Source organism: Amycolatopsis sp. NPDC004625 (assembly GCF_040609695.1).
In the GTDB taxonomy this organism is placed as follows: Bacteria; Actinomycetota; Actinomycetes; order Mycobacteriales; family Pseudonocardiaceae; genus Amycolatopsis.
This window is the reverse complement of sequence record NZ_JBEXKX010000017.1, coordinates 159408-180657: the sequence shown is the minus strand read 5'-3', so window position 1 is coordinate 180657 and position 21250 is coordinate 159408. Positions and strand designations below refer to the sequence as shown.

At 72.1% G+C, this 21250-nt stretch carries 21 protein-coding genes; 7 read left to right on the top strand and 14 right to left on the bottom strand.

Features of this window, described 5'->3' with window-relative positions; all coding sequences use genetic code 11:
• Positions 1–21: 21 nt before the first annotated feature.
• From ABZW17_RS21805 to ABZW17_RS21780, 6 genes are read right to left on the bottom strand one after another with little or no spacing between them, the layout of a single operon-like run.
• Positions 22–1230, bottom strand: coding sequence for an MFS transporter (locus tag ABZW17_RS21805; RefSeq protein WP_354816860.1), 1209 nt, complete (start codon positions 1228–1230; stop codon positions 22–24).
• A gap of 57 nt (positions 1231–1287) precedes the next feature.
• Positions 1288–2283, bottom strand: coding sequence for a LacI family DNA-binding transcriptional regulator (locus ABZW17_RS21800; protein ID WP_354816857.1), 996 nt, complete (start codon positions 2281–2283; stop codon positions 1288–1290).
• A gap of 47 nt (positions 2284–2330) precedes the next feature.
• Positions 2331–3320 carry a hypothetical protein gene (locus ABZW17_RS21795; RefSeq protein WP_354816854.1) on the bottom strand — a complete coding sequence of 330 codons (990 nt, stop codon included), beginning with the start codon at positions 3318–3320 and terminating at the stop codon, positions 2331–2333.
• Complete coding sequence (locus tag ABZW17_RS21790; RefSeq protein ID WP_354816851.1) at positions 3317–5569, bottom strand: hypothetical protein; 2253 nt, start codon at positions 5567–5569, stop codon at positions 3317–3319. The genes ABZW17_RS21795 and ABZW17_RS21790 overlap by 4 nt, the downstream gene beginning before the upstream one ends.
• Complete coding sequence (locus tag ABZW17_RS21785; RefSeq protein ID WP_354816848.1) at positions 5566–6783, bottom strand: hypothetical protein; 1218 nt, start codon at positions 6781–6783, stop codon at positions 5566–5568. The genes ABZW17_RS21790 and ABZW17_RS21785 overlap by 4 nt, the downstream gene beginning before the upstream one ends.
• A gap of 32 nt (positions 6784–6815) precedes the next feature.
• On the bottom strand, positions 6816–7520 hold the full coding sequence (locus ABZW17_RS21780; protein WP_354816845.1) for a Crp/Fnr family transcriptional regulator: 705 nt from the start codon (positions 7518–7520) through the stop codon (positions 6816–6818).
• Positions 7521–7700: 180 nt separating this feature from the next.
• On the opposite strand from ABZW17_RS21780, the gene ABZW17_RS21775 reads away from it, so the two are divergent.
• Positions 7701–8231, top strand: coding sequence for a hypothetical protein (locus ABZW17_RS21775; protein ID WP_354816842.1), 531 nt, complete (start codon positions 7701–7703; stop codon positions 8229–8231).
• Between the two features lie 2 nt (positions 8232–8233).
• Here the strand turns inward: ABZW17_RS21775 and ABZW17_RS21770 are convergent, their stop codons facing one another.
• Positions 8234–8920, bottom strand: coding sequence for a Crp/Fnr family transcriptional regulator (locus tag ABZW17_RS21770; protein WP_354816839.1), 687 nt, complete (start codon positions 8918–8920; stop codon positions 8234–8236).
• 91 nt (positions 8921–9011) lie between these two features.
• Here ABZW17_RS21770 and ABZW17_RS21765 point away from each other — a divergent pair, with 91 nt between their 5' ends.
• The 3 genes from ABZW17_RS21765 to ABZW17_RS21755 are packed head-to-tail and all read left to right on the top strand — an operon-like array spanning position 9012 to position 12701.
• Positions 9012–10715 (top strand): peptide-N4-asparagine amidase, encoded by a 1704-nt coding sequence (locus tag ABZW17_RS21765; RefSeq protein ID WP_354816836.1) that lies wholly within the window; start codon positions 9012–9014, stop codon positions 10713–10715.
• Between the two features lie 10 nt (positions 10716–10725).
• The gene (locus ABZW17_RS21760; protein WP_354816833.1) at positions 10726–11370 is read left to right on the top strand and encodes a class I SAM-dependent methyltransferase; all 645 of its coding nucleotides are present in this window, start codon (positions 10726–10728) and stop codon (positions 11368–11370) included.
• A 53-nt stretch (positions 11371–11423) separates the two neighbouring features.
• Positions 11424–12701 (top strand): cytochrome P450, encoded by a 1278-nt coding sequence (locus ABZW17_RS21755; RefSeq protein WP_354816830.1) that lies wholly within the window; start codon positions 11424–11426, stop codon positions 12699–12701.
• Positions 12702–12727: 26 nt separating this feature from the next.
• Here ABZW17_RS21755 and ABZW17_RS21750 read toward each other — a convergent pair whose 3' ends face one another.
• Together ABZW17_RS21750 and ABZW17_RS21745 are read right to left on the bottom strand one after the other, a co-directional pair.
• Positions 12728–13354, bottom strand: coding sequence for an alpha-ketoglutarate-dependent dioxygenase AlkB (locus ABZW17_RS21750; RefSeq protein WP_354816827.1), 627 nt, complete (start codon positions 13352–13354; stop codon positions 12728–12730).
• Between the two features lie 66 nt (positions 13355–13420).
• The gene (locus ABZW17_RS21745; RefSeq protein ID WP_354816824.1) at positions 13421–13996 is read right to left on the bottom strand and encodes a dihydrofolate reductase family protein; all 576 of its coding nucleotides are present in this window, start codon (positions 13994–13996) and stop codon (positions 13421–13423) included.
• Positions 13997–14237: 241 nt separating this feature from the next.
• Between ABZW17_RS21745 and ABZW17_RS21740 the strand changes: the two genes are divergently transcribed.
• The gene (locus ABZW17_RS21740; RefSeq protein WP_354816887.1) at positions 14238–14816 is read left to right on the top strand and encodes a hypothetical protein; all 579 of its coding nucleotides are present in this window, start codon (positions 14238–14240) and stop codon (positions 14814–14816) included.
• Between the two features lie 21 nt (positions 14817–14837).
• Here ABZW17_RS21740 and ABZW17_RS21735 read toward each other — a convergent pair whose 3' ends face one another.
• Both ABZW17_RS21735 and ABZW17_RS21730 read right to left on the bottom strand, forming a co-directional pair.
• On the bottom strand, positions 14838–15773 hold the full coding sequence (locus ABZW17_RS21735; RefSeq protein ID WP_354816821.1) for an RluA family pseudouridine synthase: 936 nt from the start codon (positions 15771–15773) through the stop codon (positions 14838–14840).
• Between the two features lie 16 nt (positions 15774–15789).
• The gene (locus ABZW17_RS21730; protein WP_354816884.1) at positions 15790–16167 is read right to left on the bottom strand and encodes a DUF5313 domain-containing protein; all 378 of its coding nucleotides are present in this window, start codon (positions 16165–16167) and stop codon (positions 15790–15792) included.
• Between the two features lie 79 nt (positions 16168–16246).
• Between ABZW17_RS21730 and ABZW17_RS21725 the strand changes: the two genes are divergently transcribed.
• The gene (locus ABZW17_RS21725; RefSeq protein WP_354816817.1) at positions 16247–16684 is read left to right on the top strand and encodes a MarR family transcriptional regulator; all 438 of its coding nucleotides are present in this window, start codon (positions 16247–16249) and stop codon (positions 16682–16684) included.
• A 55-nt stretch (positions 16685–16739) separates the two neighbouring features.
• Complete coding sequence (locus ABZW17_RS21720) at positions 16740–17621, top strand: TIGR03854 family LLM class F420-dependent oxidoreductase (RefSeq protein ID WP_354816814.1); 882 nt, start codon at positions 16740–16742, stop codon at positions 17619–17621.
• On the opposite strand, the gene ABZW17_RS21715 is transcribed toward ABZW17_RS21720, so the two are convergent.
• The 3 genes from ABZW17_RS21715 to ABZW17_RS21705 form a co-directional block, all read right to left on the bottom strand.
• The gene (locus ABZW17_RS21715; protein WP_354816811.1) at positions 17618–18403 is read right to left on the bottom strand and encodes a hypothetical protein; all 786 of its coding nucleotides are present in this window, start codon (positions 18401–18403) and stop codon (positions 17618–17620) included. The two genes, ABZW17_RS21720 and ABZW17_RS21715, sit on opposite strands and share 4 nt — an antisense overlap.
• Positions 18404–18458: 55 nt before the next feature.
• Positions 18459–19577 carry a hypothetical protein gene (locus ABZW17_RS21710; protein WP_354816808.1) on the bottom strand — a complete coding sequence of 373 codons (1119 nt, stop codon included), beginning with the start codon at positions 19575–19577 and terminating at the stop codon, positions 18459–18461.
• Positions 19578–19643: 66 nt separating this feature from the next.
• Positions 19644–21149 (bottom strand): MDR family MFS transporter, encoded by a 1506-nt coding sequence (locus tag ABZW17_RS21705; RefSeq protein ID WP_354816881.1) that lies wholly within the window; start codon positions 21147–21149, stop codon positions 19644–19646.
• Positions 21150–21250 lie beyond the last annotated feature (101 nt).

Below are 21250 nucleotides of genomic sequence, written 5' to 3'. Positions count from 1 at the left end.
GACCCGGCACACCGCCCGGTTTCAGGCTTCGGCCGCCGCGAGTTCCTCGGTCCGCCGGAACGCCGCGGGGGACAGGGTGAACCACACCAGCACCGCGCTGACGGCCTGGATGCCCGCGCCCAGCACCCAGACGGCACGCAGGCCCCAGTGCGCCGCGACCAGGCCACCGGCGAGCGCGCCCAGCGGGGTCAGGCCCCAGGCCAGCGCCCGGTGGCTGGTCAGCACCCGGCCCAGCAGCGGCGCCGGCGTGAAGCGCTGGCGGCTGGACTGCGAGCAGACGTTCCAGATCAGCACCGTCGCCGTCAGCGACACCAGCACGACCCCCACCAGCGGCGGCCACGGCGGCACGACGGCGATCAGCAGCTGCGCCACCACGCCGAAACTCTGCGCGAACCGCATCGACCACGAGTAGCCGAGCCGGTCCACCACCTGCTGCACCACGAACGACGACGCGACCCAGCCGACGGCGAGGCAGGCCAGCAGCAGGCCGTAGCCGACCGGGCCGACGTGCAGGACCTGCGTCGCGTACAGCACGAACATCGCGTTGCCGGCGCTCGCGGCGAACGAGCCGAGAGCGACGTTGATCGTGATCGACCGCAGCAGCGGCGTCCGCACCAGGTGCCGCAGGCCGCCGGAGAGGTCGCGCAGCGGGTGCGTCGTCGCGGCCACGACGGACTGCGACGGGATCCGGCGGGCCAGCACCAGCGCGAGGACCGCGCAGGCCGCGGCCAGCCACGCGGGCGCCCCGGCGCCTACGGCGATCAGGAACCCGGTCAGCGGCGGCACGACGAACCGCACGACCCCCTGGTCGATCACCGTGAGCCGCGCGTTGGCGTGGGCGAGCTGCCCGGGCCCGACCAGTTCCGGCACGAGCGCGCCGCTGGCGCCGTCCCCGAGCACCCGCGCCGAGGTGATGACGAAGGCGACCACCAGCAGCACGGGCAGGCTGAGCACCCCGGCGGAGGCGACGGCGGCGAGCACGACGGCGGCCCCGGCGAGCACGGCGTAGGCCCAGGCCAGCACGGTGGTCCGGCGCACCCGGTCGATGAGCACCCCGGCGAACAGGGAGAGCAGCAGCCAGGGCGCTTCCCCGACGACGTTGATCAGCGACACTTCCCGCGGATCGGTGGTGACGGAGACGGCCAGCAGCGGGATGGCGGCCAGCAGCAGCCCTTCGGCGGCCGAACCGGACACCATGACGGCCTGCAGCCGCACCCACCTCGACGCCATGATCCCGAGCCTGCCCGACGGACAGGTGAATGCCCAACCGATTTAGCCGCGCACCCGTCAGCGGCGCACCCGGGTCGACTCGCGCACGACCAGCTCCGGCGTGAACACCACGGCCTGCCGTTCCGGCTTCGTGTCCGACGTCTCCGCCAAGAGCAGTTCCGCCGCCGTGCGGCCGAGACGGCGGGCCGGCTGGCGGACCGACGTCAGCGGGACCGCCGCCGCGCCCGCGAACTCGATGTCGTCGTAGCCCACGATCGCCATCTCCTCCGGGACGCGGACGCCCGCGCCGACCATCGCCTGCAGCACGCCCAGGGCCAGCAGGTCGTTCGCGCAGAACACCGCCGTCGGGCGCGGGCTCATGCCGAGCAGGCGGGCGCCCGCGTCGCGGCCGGAGGTGACGTCGAGGCCGATCGCCTCCAGCACGGTCAGCTCCGCCGTCGAGCCGGTCAGCGCCGTGCGGAGGCCCTGCTCGCGGTCGCGGCACTGGGCGAGGATGGCGGGACCGTTGACGAACGCGATCCGCCGGTGGCCGGTTTCCAGCAGGTGCCGTCCGGCGAGGGTGCCGCCGGCGACGTCGTCGACCGACACCGAACTCCCCTCCGATGCCGGGACCTTGCGGTCGACGAAGACGTACGGCGTGCCGGTGCGCCGGAACGTCCGCAGGGCCTCGCCGGACGTCGCGACCGGGCTCAGCAGCACCCCGCGAACCCGCTGCTCGGCGAACATCGCCAGGTACGAGGCCTCCAGCTCGGACCGCTGGCCGCTGTTGCAGGTGATGATGTTGAGGCCCTCGGCGTGCGCGGCCTGCTCGGCCCCCCGGGCGACGTCGACGAAGAACGGGTTGCCGAGGTCGAGCACGAGCAGCCCCATGACCCGGCTGCGGCCCGCGCGCAGCTGCCGCGCCGACTCGTCCCGGACGTAACCCAGCTCCTCGATCACCGACAGCACCCGGCTGCGGGTGGCCGCCGCGACCACGTGCGGCCGGTTGACCACATTGGACACCGTGCCGATCGAGACGCCGGCCCGTTTCGCGACGTCCTTGATGCCGACCACGGAACCCCCTCGCTGAGAGCCGTGAGCCTACCATGATCTGAAACGTTTCATGGTCCGGGCGCAACCCCGTTCTCCCGAGGCGGCGGCGTCCCGGTGAACGTCAGCTGGCGCGCCTCGTCGGTCCCCGAGATCACCCGGTTGATCGACACCTTGAGCCACTCCAGCGTCACCCGGACCTGGTCGTCGATCTGCCAGCGGTCCAGCGCGTCCGACTCGAGCAGGTTGTTGACGAAGTCGAACACCTGCTTGCGGTGCGTGTCCCGTTCCTTGACCAGCGCCTCGACCACCGGGGCGACCTGCTGCGGGTTCTGCGCCAGCTGCAGCGCGAACTGGTCGATGTCGCCGCCTTCGATGAGCGTCTTGAACGCCTGCACCTCGGACGCGAGCCGCAGGTTGTGCTCGGCCTGCTTGTCCATCCGCAGGCGCACGAGCACCTTCGTCCACAGCCCGTGCTCCGCCTCGAGCCAGCCGGGCGCGAAGCACGCCGCGGCCGCCTTCTCCGCGGATTCGACGTCGCCGATCTGCAGCGACCGGGTTTCCTGACGCAGCCCCTCGAGCAGCTGCGGCACGAGGATCCGGCGGACGTCGGTGATCCCGGTCCGCACCACCAGTTCCGGGTCGACGACCCGCCACTGCACGTCGACGGCGGCCCGGAAGACGAAGGCGTCCCCGGCGCTCGGCAGCGTGATCCCCAGCGTGAGGCGGCGCAGGGACATGTCCACTTCGTACTGGCTGCGGAACCCGCCCCACAGCATCTGCAGCACGGTCGGCTGCTTCCCGCCGCGGAACGTCGTCATGGCCCCGTTCTTGTGCACGAAGACGGTCGCCGTCCACGGCCGCGCCGGCGCCCGCCGGGCGAGGAACTCCAGGCGCCCGACCCGGTATTCGCCGATGATCGGCTGGTGGTTGGACGGCTCGACGGTCCGGACCTCCTCTTCCGGCGCCTCCTCCTGCTTCGCGTCTTCGCGCCAGTTCGGGTCCGGTGCCGGTGCCGGAGGCGGCTGCGGGGGTTCGTCGGATTGCTGTTCGTCACTCATGCCGGCAGGTACCTTTCTTGTCGGGCGTGCACCGCGTCGGTCAGCCGGGCCGCGACCTCGGGCCGCAGCGGATCGGCCCAGTCCGTCTGGAGCCGGTCGATCAGGTGCTTCAGCCGGAGCCGGTCGCTTTCCGATTCGACGAGGTAAGGCAGGAACCGGGCGAGCGTTTCCAGGCATTCGTCGTCGCGTTCGGCGATGCGGATCCACTTGCCGATCAGGTTTTTTGCCGTGTACCCGCCGACCCGGGCTCGCAGTGACTGCCGGAGCAGGTCGGCGATCGGCTCGGTGAGCTCGGGCTGCTGCCACTGCAGGGTGAGCAGCAGCGGCCATTTCTGCGTCACGGCAGGCAACTCGGGGAGTGCATTGCCCCCGGACAGGGACAGGAAGCCGAGGTCGAATCCGCAGAGGTTGGTCAGCTGCTCCACCGCGGAGAGGGCGAGCCGGCGGAGACTGCTGCGATCGCTCCGGATCCACTCGCCGAGGCAGTCGAGCACCGGGCGGATCTCGCCGAAGGCCAGCAGCCGGGCGATGCCGGAACCGGCCACCCAGACGAGGTTGTCGTCCAGGCCGATCACCGTCGGGCGTTCCGCCGGTGTCCCGATGATTCGCAGCTCGTTCAGCGATTCCGTCAGGTACCGCCGTCCGAGCGTGAAACTGCGTGCAGCGGCAGCGGTCCAGCGGGCCGCGTAGCTGCCGGAGCGGCACCAATGCCGCAGCATGCGCCGGATCGCCGGCCGGAGGTCTTCGTTCTGGGCGGCCTGGTCCAGCGCGATCGCCGCCGACATACGGCGCCGCCACGCGTTCTTCTTGGGCCTGGTGCCGGCGCCCGGGGCGATCATCTTGGCGTAGCCGTAGACGAAGTCCAGCCCGGCCAGGTATCCGGTGGCCTGCGCCGCGCGCACCCACACGAGGGGCCGGGGATCCTTGCTGAGCTTGTTCAGCCACCACGCGATGGCGTCCCGCAGGCGGTGGTGGTTGTCCCAGACGTACTTGAGCACCGTGCTCGGGTACCGCTCGTCGTGGAACACCAGCAGCGGCATGGGCACCAGTTCCTGGCCGAAGGTGGTGGCCCCGGGCACCACCTTCGCCCGCAGAGCGGGGAGGCGATGGTCCTGGTCGTCGGTGAACAGGGACGTGCGCCGGACGCCCGTGGCGCCGGTCGCCGCGATCAGCCGGCCGGCCAGCCGTCCGGCCGCCTCCGCGACGATGTGGTACGGCGACTTGTTGAGCACCGCCAGCGCGATCCGGAAGGCGGCGAGCCGCAGCGCCTCGTCGCGGTCTTCCCCCGGGGACAGGCCCTGGATCCCGGCGAACCATTCCGCGACCTGGAAGGAAACGCCCCGAGTGGCTTCGCGTTCGACGTCGACCCGGGTGTTCCGCCCGCGCGCGTGCTCGGCCAGCAGCGCCGCCATCCGCACGGATTCGAGGGGGCGCGGGGCCGGGCCCAGCGCCTTCGTGACCCAGTCCGCCGCCAGCAGCTCGGCCATCCGGTCTTCGAAGTCGTCGGGATCGTCGACGTGGACCTCGTGGCCGGCGTGCTTCTTCAGCAGGGCAGCGGCTTCCGGTGCGGTGTAGTCCTGTGCATAGCCGCCGAAGACGTCGGAAGGCCGTGGATCGGCCTCGGCGACCAGTACGCAGTAGGCGTCCTTGTCCTCGAGCAATCCGTGCAGCTTCCCGAGGTGGGTCTCCGAGAGAGAGCTCGCGATGCGCCGCGGGAGCTCGGCCACGTAGCCGGCGTCGCGCTCCGGCAGCCCGGTTTCGGTCAGGGACTTGAGGGACTCGCCGCTGTCGAGGGGAAAGACCCGGCTCGGGGCGAGCCGATCCAGCAGGTGCAGGGCGGTGGTGACCCGGCCCGTGCCCGGCTGGCCGCGCAGCAGCAGGACGCGGTTGGTCTTCAGCGACTCGGCCAGTGCCCGGTACCCGGACACCTCGAGGTAGCGCTCCCGCGTCCAGGTCAGGACTTCCTCGCGGATCGGTCCGGACGTGCGCGACACCGTCTGCCCGACGAAGATCTGGGTTCCGTGACCGACCTGCAGGGCCTTGATGTCGGCCCGGCCGATCGACACGACCGCGCCGTACTGGTTGACCTCCGGCGAAAGGAAGTGGCTGCCCTTCCGGAAGGAGTCCGCGAATCCGCGCTGGTCGTCGCCGAGGAGCCGGTCGTCGGCCTTCTCCGCGGAATCCGGCGTGTCCGGGGCATCCGCCGGGGGCGTGGCGGCCGGGGCGGGGCTGTCCGGCGCGTCGCTCATCGGGGCCTCCGGTCCTCGCCGCCGAAGTAGAGCGGTGCGGTGAACGTGCCCTGGCCGACGGCCATCGAGTTGTCCCCGTGGGTGACGGCCGAAGCCTGGGGTGCGGGCTCCGGGGCGGGCGCCGGTTCCGGCGGTACCGAGTGGCCCGGAACCCTGATCCAGCACCCGGTTTCGCCCTCGGGCCGCCGGTAGGACTCCGGGAACACCAGGCGGCCACCCCGCGTCACCACCACCTCGTGGACCCGCTCGGAGACGACGACCACGAGCCGCCCCCGGCCGGTGGCGGCCAGCAGGCGCGCGGCCGGCTCGGCGCCGGCCAGTTCCGCCGCCTCGGCGCGGGCGGCCGCCGGGTCCGGGGCCAGTGCAATGCCGACGGCCACGCGGGCCTGGGGGAACTTCGCGGCCGCGGCCGTGCGCACCGCCTCGATCCACCGGCCGGCGAGTGCCGTGCCCGCGAGCGCGGCCGGCACCCGGAACGTCAGGTCCTCGCTGTCCGGTGCGGTCACCCCGGCGGCTTCGAAGGCCGGCCGGACGACCTGCTCGACGAAGCCGGGCGGCGGCGCGGTCGCCCCGGCGAACCGCAGGCCCACGGCCAGCGTCTCGAGGCAGGCGCCGACCCGCTCGGCCGCGATGCCGGGCACGTGCACCCACGCCGTGGCGTAAAAGTCTTTCGCCGGCTCCGCGACTTCGACGCGCGTGAAGTCCTCCGCGCCCAGCGACGTGTGGCGGTGCCGGACCGAGCCGTCGAAGATCGGTTCGGACACGGCGAAGACCAGGTTCGCCTCGGGGAACACCTCCAGGGCCGCCCGGACGGCGTGCGCGTCGCGCAGCCGGCAGACGTGGACCGGCGCGGCGCCGGCGAACCCGAGGTCGGCCGGGACCGTGACACCGTGGTGGACCGCCACCCGCAGCCGCAGCCGGGCCTGCGGCTGCCGGTCGTGGTTGTGCCGGCCGAGCCACTCGTGCAACGCCCGGACGAACGGGCCGGCCACCTTCGGTTCGGCGCCTTCGTCCGCGATGACGGCGAACAACCCGTCGCCCGCCTCCTGCCGCTGCCACCGGTCCGGATCGAGCCCGCTGCGCACCGCCGCGTCCCGCAGGGCTTCCGCGAGCGCGCCCTGGAGCTCGTGCTGCTGCCGGTCGTCGCGGGTCCCGTACCGCCAGGCGTCGACCGCGAGCAGCAGCGTCCGGGAGAACTGGCTGGCGTCCGTCACGGTGGCCTCCGGTGATCGACTGCGCGAATCTCCTAACTCTGAGCCACGTCCGCGCCGCCGACCCCGTACAGGTACGGGTTCTGGTCGGCCAGCCTGCTGAATCGGAGCAACGCGCCGAGGTCGTCGACGACGATCCGTCGGTATTCGCTGCGCAGGACACCCAGACGGTGGAGGCGCTGGGTGGTCTTCTCGAACGTGCTCAGCGCGACCCCGGTGAGGGAGGCGATCTCGGCCTGGGTGAGGGAAAGGTCGAGGATCCAGCCGTGGTCGGTGCGGCGGCCGTGGCGCCGGACGATCTCGGCCAGCACGCGGCCGACCCGCATCGGTGCCGGGCAGCTGAGGATTTCGGCGCGGCGGCTGTTCGCCCAGTGCAGCCGGGTGCTCAGCGAACTGGCCACCGCCCGCCAGACGTCGGGATGGCGGTCGAGGAACTCGGTGAACTGCGCCTTGCCGACGAGCTTCGCCTGGACCGGCGTGCAGGTCTGCACGTTGGCCGACCGCCGCCGCTGTTCGAACACCGACATCTCGCCGAGGATGTCGCCCGGGCCGCGCAGCGCGAGCAGGACCGGGCGGCCGAACTCCGTGTCGACGACGACCTTGAGCGCGCCGGCCAGCGGGATCACCACGTGGTGGCTCGGCTCGCCCTGCCGGAGCACCGTCTGCCGGGGGCCGTACGTCACCGGGGTCCCGAGGTCCAGCAGCGCGTCCGCGGTGCGCGGGCCGAGCAGCCCGAGCACCGAGTCCGGCGGCCAATGTCGTTGGTTCAGCGCTACCCCCGTGGTCCGGACGCTGCTGTCGCGGCGCGTGCGTGGGCTGTTACGCCAGGGAAGCCCGGACCGGCGCCGGCGAACCCGTCATCCGATGGGGTGCGGGCACCCGGATCGCGGAAAACTGGGACCGGGAGAGGGGAGACGGCGATGAGCCCGAAAGCGGTGAAACGCGTGCCCGCACCGGATTCCGGGCCGGCGCGGGAGCTCGATACCGCGCTGAGCACCGTGACGTCGTTCCAGGGCGCGGTCCAGCACGCGGACGACAAGGTGCGCACGGTGGTCGCGGTGCAGAGCACGATCACCGCGCTCGTCGCCGCGCAGCTGGCCTTCCTGCCGGCGCTCCAGCCGGCCGCGGGGCTGCGGACGGCCGTGTTCGCGATCTTGGCCTGCTTCGTCGCCGGGTACGGCTATTCGGCGTACCAGCTGGTCCAGGCCCTGCGGCCGCGGACGGAACGCCTCGCCGTGCCCAACCGGTTCGCCTTCCCGACCGTCGCGGGCGGCACCGGCCCGCCCGCGCGCGTCCCGGTGCACCGGCAGTGCGCCGAAGCGCACCAGCTGTCGAGGCTGCTGGCGGACCTGGCGATGGTCAAGTACCGCCACGTCCGCCGGGCCTTGGCCGGCACCGGCGTGCTGTTCCTCTGCGGCCCGCTGCTGCTCGTGGTCACCGCCCTCGCGTGAGGTCAGCCGTCGGCGACGGACTCCAGGCGGGCGCGGTCCACCACGGTGATCCGCCGGTAGCCGGTGCCGACGATGCCGGCGTGCCGGAACCCGGCGAGCGCGCGGTGGACCGTCGGTTCGGCGGCGCCGACCAGCGCGGCGAGCTCCGGCTGGGTCAGGTCCACGCCGATCTCGACCCCGGCGCGGCCCGGCGTCCCGTACGCCGCCGCGAGCTCCAGGAGCACGCGCGCCAGCCGGATCCGCACCTCGCGGCTGCCGAAGTCGACGCGCCGCCGGGTCGCCCAGCGCAGCTTGCCGGCCACGCTGCTGCCGACCGCGAGCGCCACGTCGGCGTGCCCGGCGAGGAACCGGTGGAACTCGGGCTGGGTGACGAGCCGGGCGCCGACCCGGCCGGCGCAGGTGACCGTCGCGACCCGGGGCTGCCCGTCCATGCTCGCGAGCTCGCCGATCAGCTCGCCCGCGGCCCGGATGGCGAGCAGCGCCAGGTGCCCTTCGGGCGTCGTGGCCGTCACCTTGACGAATCCGGTCACGAGCACGAACGCGTGCGCGGTCGTTTCGCCTTCCCGCAGCAGCACTTTGCCCGGGGCATACTCCCGGAGGGTGCCCAGGCCGAGCAGACCGGTCCTCGACGTCTCGGACAGCTTCGCCAGGAAGCTGCCCGGGGGAAAGTCCCCGGTCAGGCTGCTCACGGCCGTCCTCCCTCACCCGCCGTGCATGCTAGGCGACCGGCCCGGCGCGGACCAAGGGCCGCGCGTGCCGTGACCGGCCTTTGTCCCGTTGATGTCCAGCCGATCGTCGGGCCGGCCGCGGGTTAGGGTGGCCCGCGTGCGGAGACTGGTGTTGATCGGTGCGGTCCTGTCCCTGCTCCTCCTTCCCGGCGTCGCTTCGGCTTCGCTGGTCGTGGAAGGCGACACCGACGATCCGGTGACCGCCGCGCCCGCCGTCTCGCGGCCGGACACCCCGCACTGCACCGTCACGCTCGCCGACGCCTTCCGCTCCAACGCCGCCGACGGCAGCCCGCGGTTCTACGAGGGCACGCTGACTCCGCCGAAGGCCTGCCCCGGGCCGTGGGCGAAGGTCGTGATGGACCAGACCGTGACGGTGAGCGGGCGGCAGTACGACCGGATCGGCGACCTGCGGATCGGCGCCACCGAGGTCTGGTGGGGGACCACCGAGGAGCCCAGCGGTGAGGGCCACCGCCCGATCACCTACCACTTCACCAAGGACCTCACGCCCTACAGCGCGCTGCTGCGCACCCCGCAGCCGTTCCACGGCGGCATCGAAAACTACAACTCGGCGATCTACACCGGCGTCTACGCCCAGACCGTGACGCTCACCTACTACCAGGCCGACCGCAAGCACCCGGCGGCCGCGGCGCCCGACCACGTCGCCGGGTTCGGCCACGCCGACGCGACCCCGGCCGCGCCCACCGTGCACTTCACCGCGCAGGGCCTGCCGCGCAACATCACCCGCGCCTACCTCGAGGTCACCCTCGAAGGCCACGCCTGCGACGAGCAGTGGTTCGACGACGTCCCCGACGCCGTCTCGGCGAAGTACCCGGCGGCCGGCCTGTGCGGGAAGGGCCCGTACCGCGAGGCGAACTTCGCGATCGACGGCGTTCCCGCCGGGAGCGCGTTCACGTTCCCGCACATCTACTCCGGCGGGATCGTGCCGCAGCTGTGGCGGCCGGTCGTCGCGATCGACACCTTCAGCCTGCACGCCGAAACCTACGACGTCACGCCCTTCGCGGGCCGGCTCGTCGACGGCGGTACCCATGACCTCTCCTTCTCCTTCCCGGACATCGGCGGCGAATTCACCGTCGTCCCGACGCTACTGCTCTCCACCGACAAAAACGCCGCGCGGACGTCCGGCGCCCTGACTCAGCACGACGTCGCGACCGCGCCGGCCAGGCAAACGACGGTGCAGGACATCCCCGATGGGGTGAATGTGACCGTGACCGCGAAGCGCCACGACGTCACGGCGGGCTACGTCGACACCTCGGCCGGCCGCGTGTACACCCGCGTCGAGCGCACCCGCGACTACCGCAACAGCGACGACGTCACCGGCGGCGGTTTCACCCAGCACGTCGTGCAGGCCGACGCCGGGCAGCAGACGTCGGTGTCCACAGTGGACGGCCGGGTGCGGTCGGCGGACCGGCACACCTGGTCCTACCCCCTGACGACCGACGCGACGGCGAACATCACCGACGACCAGAACCTGCGGATCACCGGTTCGGTGGACATGACGAAGACCCTCGCCGACTTCACCGGCGACGGCCGCGGCTGGCGCCCGGTGGGCGCGTCGCGGGAGTGGCTGGCCTCCTCCGGTGTGCTGGCCCGCACGAACGGCGTCAACACCGAAGCCGACGGCCGCTCGAAGACGCTCTTCACCGGCACCGACGACCGCGGCCGGCCGTACTTCCATTACCTCGCCACTGAACACGGGCTGATCACCGAGAACCGCGAGCTGCCGCCGAGCCGCTAGGGTCGGGTCCGTGACCGAACCCGCCTTCGTGACCGAGACCCGGACCGCCTACGACACCGTCGCCGACTCGTACGCCGAGCAGCTGCGGGATCTGCTGGACGACAGCCCGTGGGACCGGGCGATGCTGGGCACCTTCGCCGAGCTGGTCGGGAAGAGCGGCCGGGTCGGCGATCTCGGCTGCGGCCCGGGCCGGCTGACGGGGTACCTGGCCTCGCTCGGGCTGGACGTGTTCGGCGTCGACCTCTCGCCCGGCATGGTCGACGCGGCCCGCCGGGCGCACCCGGGACTGCGCTTCGAGGTCGGTTCGCTGGCCGCCCTGGACCTGGCCGACGGGAGCCTGGCGGGTGCGGTGGCGTGGTACTCGCTGATCCACACCCCGCCGGAAGGACTGGCGCCGGTGGTCGCGGAGCTGGCGCGGGTGCTGGCGCCGGGCGGGCGGCTGCTGACCGGGTTCCACGTCGGCGACGAGCGCCGCCACATCGTCCACGGCTACGGGCACGACATCTCCCTGGACGCCTACCGGCTGCAGCCGGACTTCGTGGCCGGGCTGTGCGCCACGGCCGGGCTGGTCGTGGAAGCCCGGCTGGTCCGGGAGCCGCAGCCGCCGTACGAGAAGGTGCCGCAGGCCTGCCTGCTGGCCCGCAAGCCGGGGTGAACCCCGTCTCGCTTCCCGTCACCCGATCGGGCTAGTGCGGTACTGTCGGTCCCATGGGGAGTCTCCGCTCACGGGTCCTGGGCTGGGTCGGGCGACGGTACCTCGCCCGGCAGTCGAAAAAGGGCTTCGACCTTGAAAAGATGTCGGCCATCCTGCCCGATTCGGCGCTGCTGCCGCTGAAGCGGGATGGCCTCGACCCGGTGCCGGCGATGGCCGAGAAGCGCCGCGAAGCGCCGATCGGCAAGCTCGACCTGCCGTTCGGGATGAACGCCTGGCTCGTCACCGGGTACGACGAGGCCAAGGCCGTGCTCGGCAAGGCGACGGGGTTCTCCAGTGACTTCGGCAACCTGGTCGGCAACGCGGGCGTGACGGCCGACCAGAACCCGGGCGGCCTCGGGTTCGCGGACCCGCCGGTGCACACGCGGCTGCGCAAGCTGCTCACGCCGGAGTTCACCATGCGCCGGCTGAGCCGCCTGGCCCCGCGCATCGACGAGATCGTCGCCGGCCAGCTCGACGCGATGGCCGCCACCGACGGCCCGGTCGACCTGTGGCAGGCGTTCGCGCTGCCGATCCCGTCGCTGACCATCTGCGAGCTGCTCGGCGTGTCCTATGAGGACCGCGAGGACTTCCAGCGGCTCAGCACCGCGCGCTTCGACCTCTTCGGCGGCGCGGGCGCTTCGCTCGGCGCGATGTCGGAATCGCTGACGTACCTGCTGGACATCGTCAAGAAGCAGCGCGAAGAGCCCGGCGACGGCCTGCTCGGCATGCTCATCAAGGAGCACGGCGACGAGATCGACGACCGCGAGCTGGCCGGCCTGGCCGACGGCGTGCTCACCGGCGGCCTGGAGACGACGGCGAGCATGCTGGCCCTGGGCGCGCTGGTGCTGCTGCGCGACGAGAAGGCGATGGACGCCGTCCGCGGCGACGACGAGGCGGTGCACCGGTTCGTCGAGGAACTGCTGCGCTACCTGACGGTGGTGCAGATGGCGTTCCCGCGGTTCGCCAAGGAGGACATGGAGATCGGCGGCGTCCGCATCGCCGAGGGCGACATCGTGCTGGTGTCGCTGTCGGCCGCGGACCGCGACCCGAAGCTGGGCGAGGACATGGAGGTGTTCGACGCCACCCGCGAGCCGACGTCCCACCTGGCGTTCAGCTACGGCATCCACCGCTGCATCGGCGCGGAACTGGCCCGGATGGAGCTGCGCACGGCGTACCCGGCACTGATCCGCCGCTTCCCGAACCTGCGCCTCGCGGTGCCGGAGGAGGAACTGTCGTTCCGCAAGGTGTCCATTGTGTACGGTCTGGACGAGCTGCCGGTCCTGGCGGACTGACGGCGGCGTCCGTCCTCTGTGGATTCTCAGCGCACCCCGCGCGGCCGGAACTGGATGCTGATCCGCGGCCCGGCCGCCCGGTTCGTCTTGGGAATCGCGTGTTCCCACGTGCGCTGGCACGAGCCGCCCATGACGATCAGGTCGCCGTGGCCGAGGGCGTAGCGGCAGGACTCGCCGCCGTCGCGGGGGCGCAGGGCCAGCTGCCGGGCCGCGCCGACCGAGAGGATCGCGACCATCGTGTCCTCGCTGCTGCCGCGGCCGAGGGTGTCGCCGTGCCACGCGACGCTGTCGCGGCCGTCGCGGTAGTAGCACAGGCCCGCGGTGCGGAACGGCTCGCCGAGCTCGCCGGCGTAGTGCTCGCTCAGCGCGTCACGGGCCTCCGCCAGCACGGGGTGGGGGAGGGGCGCCGCTTCGCGGTAGAAGCACAGCAGTCGCGGGACGTCGACGAGGCGGTCGTACATCCGGCGCCGCTCCGCCTGCCACGGGACGCCGGTGACGAGGTCGGTGAACACCTCGTCGGCGCCGTCGAGCCAGCCGGGCTGGACGTCGATCCAGGCGCCGGAGCCGAGTTCGGTCCGCCGCGGCGCCAGTGCGTGCAGCCTGACGGGACCGGATTCGCCGAATAGCGAGGCCTGGAGAGCCGGGGTCGTCATGGGTCCGACCGTACACGATGTTCGAACAGATGTTCTACGTGAAACATCGGCCGGACCCGGCGCCGATCAGCGCACGACGTCGTAGACCAGCTTCTGGATCCCGTTTCCGTAGGACTCGCTCTCGACGAGCTTCAGGTTCTGCTTGTCCTTGTCGGTCTCGCTGAACAGCCGCTTGCCCGCGCCGAGCAGGACCGGGAAGACCAGCAGGTGGTAGCGGTCGATCAGGCCGGCGTCGGCCAAAGCGCGGTTGAGGGTGGCGCTGCCGTTGACGATGATCGGGCCGCCCTCGGTCTCCTTCAGCGCGGCGACCTCGTCCAGCGAACACAGGATCGTCGTCTCGCCCCAGTTGTCCACCAGGTCCGCCTCGGTGAGGGTGGTCGACACGACGTACTTCGGCATCGCGTTGTAGCCGGCGAACTCGACGGTCATGCCCGGCCAGACCGGCGCGAACGCCTCGTAGCTGACCCGGCCCAGCAGCAGCGCGGTGGCTTCGTCCTGCTCGGAGCCCTTGATCGCGTAGGCGGCCGGCTCGAAGTCGACGTCCTTGAACGTCCAGCCCGCGTTCCGGTAGCCCGGCTCCCCGCCGGGGGCTTCGACGACGCCGTCGAGCGAGACGAACGAGGTGGAGATCAGGGTGCGCATGGGGTGCTCCTCGGTGGTCGATCTTGCTTCTGCAAGTCTGTCGAACGGGCCGGGCCGGATTCGACAGCGGGCCGGAAGAAAACTTCCGACGTACCCCGTGGGCGGGACGTGGGTCTTGCCCGGGGTGGTCCGGGCTCGTACAGTCACTCCCACGCCGGGTAGAGGTCTGGACCTTTGACCGAGCCACCGCCGCCTCGAGTGACACAGGAGGTTGACGGTGCGCAGACTTCACGGTGCGGGCGTGGCCGCGGCGGTCGCGGCGGGACTCGCGATCCTCGCCCCGGCGGCGGACGCCCAGGTCGGGACCGGTCCGTGGACCGCGGACTCGCCGGGCTACACCGAGCAGGAACGCGGGTGCGGCCAGGCGTCCGGGCTGACGTTCCAGCTCACCTGCTCGACGGGCAGCGGCGACCAGCGCGCGGAACGCCGCTACACCACCTACACCGGCGGCACCCACCAGTTCGAGGGCTCCTTCAAGATCACCAGCATGTCCGGCACCCGGATCAGCCTCAAGCAGACGTTCCGGGACGGCTCGAACGCCGGCCCGTACTTCCTGCTGGCGGTCGAGAAGGGCGGCCGGATGTACGCGGTGGAGGGCGGGGCGACGCTCGGCAGCGGCGCCACGGTCGGCACGTCGGTGCGGGTCAACACGATCAACCAGGTCGGCAGCTCGCACAAGGTGTACCTGAACGGGTCGCTCAAGCAGACGATTTCGAGTCCCGGCGGCAGCTACTACGACAAGTTCGGCACCTACCGCACCGCGAGCGGCGCCGGGCCGATCACCGTGCAGTGGAGCGGCGTCAAGTTCTGGCACAAGTGAGTCCGCGGTGGCGCCCCCGGTTCACGCCGGGGGCGCCGCCCAGGCGTCGAGGTCGTCCCAGGCCGTCAGGCGCCGCCCGCTGGTGAAGCGGCGGTGCGCGCCGGTCAGCGGGTCGTCGAAGTCGAGCACCTTGGCCAGCAGCTGCAGCGGTTTCGTGAAGTCGCCCAACGGCTTTTCGTGCAGCTGCGGGTAGAAGTCGTCGCCGAGGATCGGGACGCCGAGGCCGCTCAGGTGCACGCGCAGCTGGTGGGTCCGCCCGGTCGACGGCGCCAGCCGGTACCGGCCGAGCCCGGCGCGGTGCTCGAGCAGCTCGACGTAGGTCTCGGCGTTCGGCTCGCCCGGCACCTCCTGGGCGGCCAGCACCCCGCGTTCCTTGACGATCCGGCTCCGGACCGTCCTCGGCAGCGCCAGTTCCGGGTCGTACGGCGCGATCGCCTCGTACTCCTTGTGCACCCGGCGGTCGCGGAAGAGGGTCTGGTACCTGCCGCGCAGCTCGGGCGTGATCACGAACATCACCAGGCCCGCGGTGACGCGGTCGAGCCGGTGCGCGGGGGACAGCTGCGGCAGGTCGAGGTCCCGGCGCAGCCGCACGAGCGCGGTTTCGAGGATGTGCTGCCCGCGCGGGATGGTGGCCAGGAAGTGCGGCTTGTCGACGACCAGCAGGTGCTCGTCGCGGTGCACGACATCGATCGCGAACGGCACCGGCACCTCGTCCGGCAGGTCGCGGTGGAACCAGATGAACGAGCCGGGCGCGTACGGCGTGTCGACGCCGAGCGGGCCGTCGGTGCCGTGGATGCGTTCTTCGCGCAGCATCTCTTCGATGCGGTCCGGCGCCACGCGCGGCAGCCGGTCGACGAGGTGCGCCAGCAGCGTCGGCCACTCGCCGTCGGGCAGTTTCAGCCGGGCGGGGTCCAGCCCGTGGCGGGGCGGGATCGGCGGGCGGAGCTTGCGTCTCATCGTCCCCCGACTGTAGCTAACCCTCCGACGGCGTCCGGTAGCGCGCGAGGTACCGGGCGGTCGCCTCGGCGTTCTTCGCCTCCGCGGCCTCGGCGCGGAGGCGGCGGCCGGTGTGGTGCGGGAAGCCCTGCCGGCCGAGCCGGTGCTCGACGCTCTCCTCCATGTACGCGCACGAGTAGAAGTACGCGACGAGCGCGGCCATGAGGACCAGCGAAAGCCGCAGCCAGATCGAACCGGGCAGCAGCAGCCACACGGCGCACAGCGGCACGATGCCGATCGACCGCTGGAGCACGAACCGCGCCCGCCAGTGCTTCGACGTCGCGTCGTGCAGCGCCCAGTCGTTGAAGCGCTCGGGAAGCCGGACGCCCACGGCGTAACCGAACCAGCGGAGCACACTCGGTCGTTCCATGACAGTGATAGTACACTAATACTTAGTGCACTAACTATTAGCGGCGACACAGTAGGATCGGGACATGATCGACCTGGGTGAGGACCCCCTGAAGCTGGACCGGCAGGTGTGCTTCGCGCTGTCGGTGGCTTCGCGCAGCGTGATCGCGATCTACCGGCCGCTGCTCGAACCGCACGGCCTGACCCACCCGCAGTACCTGGTGATGCTGGCCCTGTGGGAGCAGTCGCCCCGTTCGGTGAAGGAGCTCGGCGAGGCCCTGCGTCACGAGCCGGCGACGCTGTCACCGCTGCTCAAGCGCCTGGAGGCGCTCGGGTACGTCACGCGCAGCCGCAGCCGCGCGGACGAGCGCCGGCTGACGGTCGAGCTGACCGCGCCCGGCCGGGCGTTGCGGGCGGAGGCGGAGAAGATCCCGTACAAGGTGGTGGAGACGCTCGGTATGGAGGTGGCGGAGCTGGAAGCCCTGCACCGCGTCCTGAGCCGCGTCATCGCCGCGACGGCCTGAGGAATTCCCGGCCGCCCGGCGCGTTGCTCCCGGAGAGAGCCTTCCGGGAGGAACCGTGGTGAAGATCAGGTTGGGTGTCGCCCCCGCGGCGGGCACCGGGCCGGCCGAGTTCGGCGGCCTCGCGCAGCGGCTGGAGGAGGCCGGCGTCGACTCGCTGTGGCTGTCCGAGCTGGTCTACTCACCCGAGGTCGACCCGATGATCGGCATGGCGCACGCGCTGGCCCGGACGTCGAAGCTCAAGGTCGGCACCGGCGTGGCGATCCTGCCGGGCCGCCACCCCGTCCTGGTGGCCAAGCAGCTGCTCACCCTGGCCGGCCTCGCGCCCAAGCGGGTCCTGCCGGTGTTCGGGCTGCGCCCGGCCCGCGCCGCGGAAAACGACCTGTTCCCGGTGCCGCCGGGCCGCCGCGCCGCGGTGTTCGACGAGTCGCTCGTGCTGCTGCGGCGGCTGCTCGAAGAGGACGAAGTGTCCTTCCACGGCGAGTTCTTCGACGTCGACGGCGTCCGCCTCGGCCCGCGCCCGGCCAAGCGCCTCGACGTCTGGCTGGGCGGCTCGGCCCCGGCGGCTCTGCGCCGGACGGGCCGGCTCGCGGACGGCTGGCTGGGCAGCTTCCACACGCCCGCCCAGGCGCGGGCGGCCCGCATCGCCATCCAGGAAGCCGCTGCGGACGCGGGCCGCGAGATCGAAGAGGACCACTTCGGCCTCAGCCTGGCGGTGGCCGACCGCGGCGTCCCGGACGAGCTCGCGGCGATCGCGGCCCGCCGCAGCCCCGGCGTGCCGCTGACGGACCTGGTCGCGACGAGCTGGCCCGAGGCCCGGCGGCTGGTGGAGCAGCACATCGAGGCCGGGCTGTCGAAGTTCGTCATCCGCCCGTCGCACGGCGATTTCGCGGGCTTCCTGGAGCGGTTCCAGGCGGAACTGGTGCCGTTGCAGAACTAGCCGTGGTTGAGGTTGCCGTGCACGTGGCCGACCTGGATCGCGGTCCCGCCGTGCATGTCGTGGATGACGTTGTGGGTGCCGGCCGGCTCCGGCACCGGTTCGATCGCCGCCTTGGCCGCGGCCAGCTCTTCGGCGTAGTCGCCGGCCCCGTACCGCAGCAGGTCCCCGCTGGGGTTCGGGATGTAGAGGTAGACGGTCCCGCGGTACTCCTTGACCGAGACGTCCGCCGGCACCACCTTCGTCGCCGGGAGGGTGGCGTATTCGCTGGCGAGCACGTCTTCGAAGACCCGCTGCGACAACGCGACGGCGAGGAAGGTCTGGTCCGGATCCGACCGCTCCAGCACGGCCCGCACCGGGCCGGCATCGAGCAGCCGGTGAGTGGTGATGACGGCACTCCCGACCGCGGCGGCCGAACTGGTGCCCGGAGCCGGTTCGAGCACGGGCCCGACGTTCAGGCTGGCCCGCATCCGCAACCGCACGGACCGCCCCCCGGCCCGCAACCGCGCATCCCGCGCAGCCAGCACGACCTGCAGCTCATCGAAGAACCGGCTGACGACGGCGGGCAGGAACCGCGGGTCGAAGCCGAGGCCGTAACCGTCACCGGTGCCGTGCGGGAAGAGGGCGGTTTCCCAGACCTCACCGAGCCCGGCACGTTCGAAAGCGAGGCCGAGCACATCCGGAATGGCCTCGGAAACGGTGGCCTGGACAGCATCGGCGTTGCTGCCGAACCCCTTGGTGTCGACAACGAGCAGAGCACGGTACGGCGGGAGTTCGGCGAGCACGGTGGAGCCTTCCTGATCGCGGCCGTGGCCACCCGATTCTGACGGACGGGGTGCGTCACCGGCACGACCGGGACACGATCTCCGGCACCGGCGCCGGAGAGAGCGGGGCGGTTCGCGAAGGTTCGCTCAGGCCGAGCAGTTCGTACATCACCTTCCGCAGGATCGTCGCGGCTTCCCCCGGCCGAGAGGTCAGCAGGCCGGCGATGCGGGCACCGAGGCCGCGGCTCTGCGCGCCGGCCGCCGCATCGAGCTGGGGGAGGAGGGGGCGCGTGACGTCCCACAGCGGGGCGCGCTCGGCCAGGACGGCGGAGGGGCTGCCCGCCAGCATCGGCTGCGGTCCGTGCGGGATCCGCAGGACGGGGGTGCCGAGGCCGGCCGCGAAGGTGCCGACCGACGTGTAGTCGGCCAGCACGTGGTCGGCGGCGGCGACCGCGCCGCGCCAGTCGGTGTGCGGAGCCAGCACGGCGAGCCCGCCTTCGACGCCTTCGGAGAGCCAGCCGAGCACCTGGCCGGTGCCGTGTTGCGACCAGATCTGCGGGTGCAGGGAGGCGACGACCCGGAACCGGTCGCGCGGCGCGGCGGCCACGACCTGCCGGAAGAGCTCGGGATTGCTGCCGAACCCCGACCGGGGCGACCAGGTCGAGGTGACCAGCAGGATTTCGCGGTCGTCGGTGACGCCGAGGGCACGCCGGTGCCGGTCCCGGTGTTGCCCGGTGGCGACGAGCCGGTCGAAGGCGATGTCCCCGGTGACGACGGCGTGCGGGACGGCCTCCGGGCAGAACCGGGCGAGGAGGTCCCGCTCGCGTTCGTGGGCGAGCGCGATCCGGTCGGGCCGGACCCGGCCGTCCCGCACCAGCTGCTCGGGGTGGAGGCCGGTGACGAGGCCGTCGTCCGTGGCCGTGCGCCAGGGGCGGTACTGCCCGAGGCCGCCACCGTGGGCGACCATGAGCGCCGGGCCCCGCACGTCCCCGAGACCGCGGGAACTCGCGGCGAGCACCAGCCCGTGGGTGTCCCGGCGGGCTTGCCGCATCGACAGGAGCACCTCGCCGCGGGCGCGGATGCGTTCGGCGGTGTCGGGCCGGTCCTCCCCGTCGTCCGGAACGGCGTAGACCCGTTGCGTCCGGTGGTCGGTCTCGATGAGGCGGACGAGGTCTTCGAGCCTGGTGAGCGCCACGACGTGCGGGGCGAGGACGAGGACGGACGCGCCGATCCGGGTCGCCCAGTTCTCCGTGGCCAGCGCTCAGAACTCCAGCTGCTCGGTCTTCCGCGGCATCAGCAACAACGCCCCCACGGACAGAACGGCCACCGCCAACAACCCCAGAAACACATAGTGCGTCGCATCCGCCAGCGCACCCCGCACGTACACCGCAGCAGGCGAGTCCGCGTGCCCGCCCAGCACCAGGCTCGTCGCATCCACCGAAGGCGGCAGCGGACCCACCCCCGCAGGCGGCGAAGCGAACCGCGAAGCCAACGTCGCGTTCGCGATCGCCCCGAACACAGCCGCCCCCACCGCGCTCCCCAGCGACCGGCTGAACAAGTTCGTCGCCGTCACCACTCCGCGCCGGTCCCAGCCCACCACCGACTGGATCGCCACCAACGTCGGGCTCGCCGCCAACCCCAGCCCCACCCCGAGCACGAACGCCGCGAACGCCGCCGCCCACAGCGACGAACCCGCGCCGAGCAGAGCCACCAGCACCCCGCCCAGGATGATGAACACGCTGCCGATCAACGCCGTGTCGCGGAAACCTATGCGCAAATAGATCTTGCCCGCCAATGACGCCGAAATCGGCCAGCCCACCGTCAGCGCCGCCACCGCGAAGCCCGCCACCAGCGCTCCCGCGCCCAGCACCCCCTGTGCATACGTCGGCAGGTACGACGTCAGGCCCATCAGGACCGCGCCCACCACCAGCGCCACCAGGTTGCCGCCCACCAGGACGCGGCGGGTGAACACCCACAGTGGCAGCACCGGCTCCGCCGCGCGCTTCTCCACCAGCACGAACGCCACCAGCAGCGCCGCGCCCGCCACGAAGATCGCCACGCTCGGCACCGAACCCCACGCCCACGCCACGCCGCCTTCGAGGAGGCCGAGGATCACCAGGGAACAGCCGATCGTCAGCAGGGCCGCGCCCAGGTAGTCGACCTTGTGCGGCTTGCGCTCCACGCGTTCGCTGAAGTTGCGGTGCAGCATCAGCGCCGCGATCGCGCCCAGCGGCAGGTTGATGAAGAAGATCCAGCGCCAGTCCAGGTACTCGGCGAACAGGCCGCCGAGCGTCGGGCCGACCACCGAGGCCGCGCCCCACACGCTGGCCACGTAACCCTGCACCCGCGCGCGCTCCTCCACCGTGTAGAGGTCGCCGATCACCGTCATCGACATCGGCTGGATCGCACCCGCGCCGATGCCCTGCACCGCGCGGGCCGCGATCAGCACCGGCATGCTCCACGCGGCTCCGCACAGCACCGAGCCGACCAGGAACGCCGCGATGCCGAAGAACATCACCGGGCGGCGGCCGAGGACGTCGGCGAACTTGCCGTAGAGCGGCACCGTCACGGCCTGGGTGAGCAGGTAGATCGAGAACAGCCACGGGAACTGCGCGAACCCGCCCAGGTCCTGCACCACCGACGGCACCGCGGTCGCGATGATCGTGCTGTCCAGCGCGACCAGCGCCGTGCTGAGCATGACCGCGATCAGGACCGGGCCGCGGTCCGACCGGAAACCGACCCCTCTCGCGGTGGCGGACGTCGTCATCGGCGGGGTGCTCCTCGGGACCGTCATGACCGGAGTCAACTGCTTTGCAGTCCTAAGCATTCCAGCCCGGCGGCGCCGGTCCCAGCGAATTTCCGCCTCCG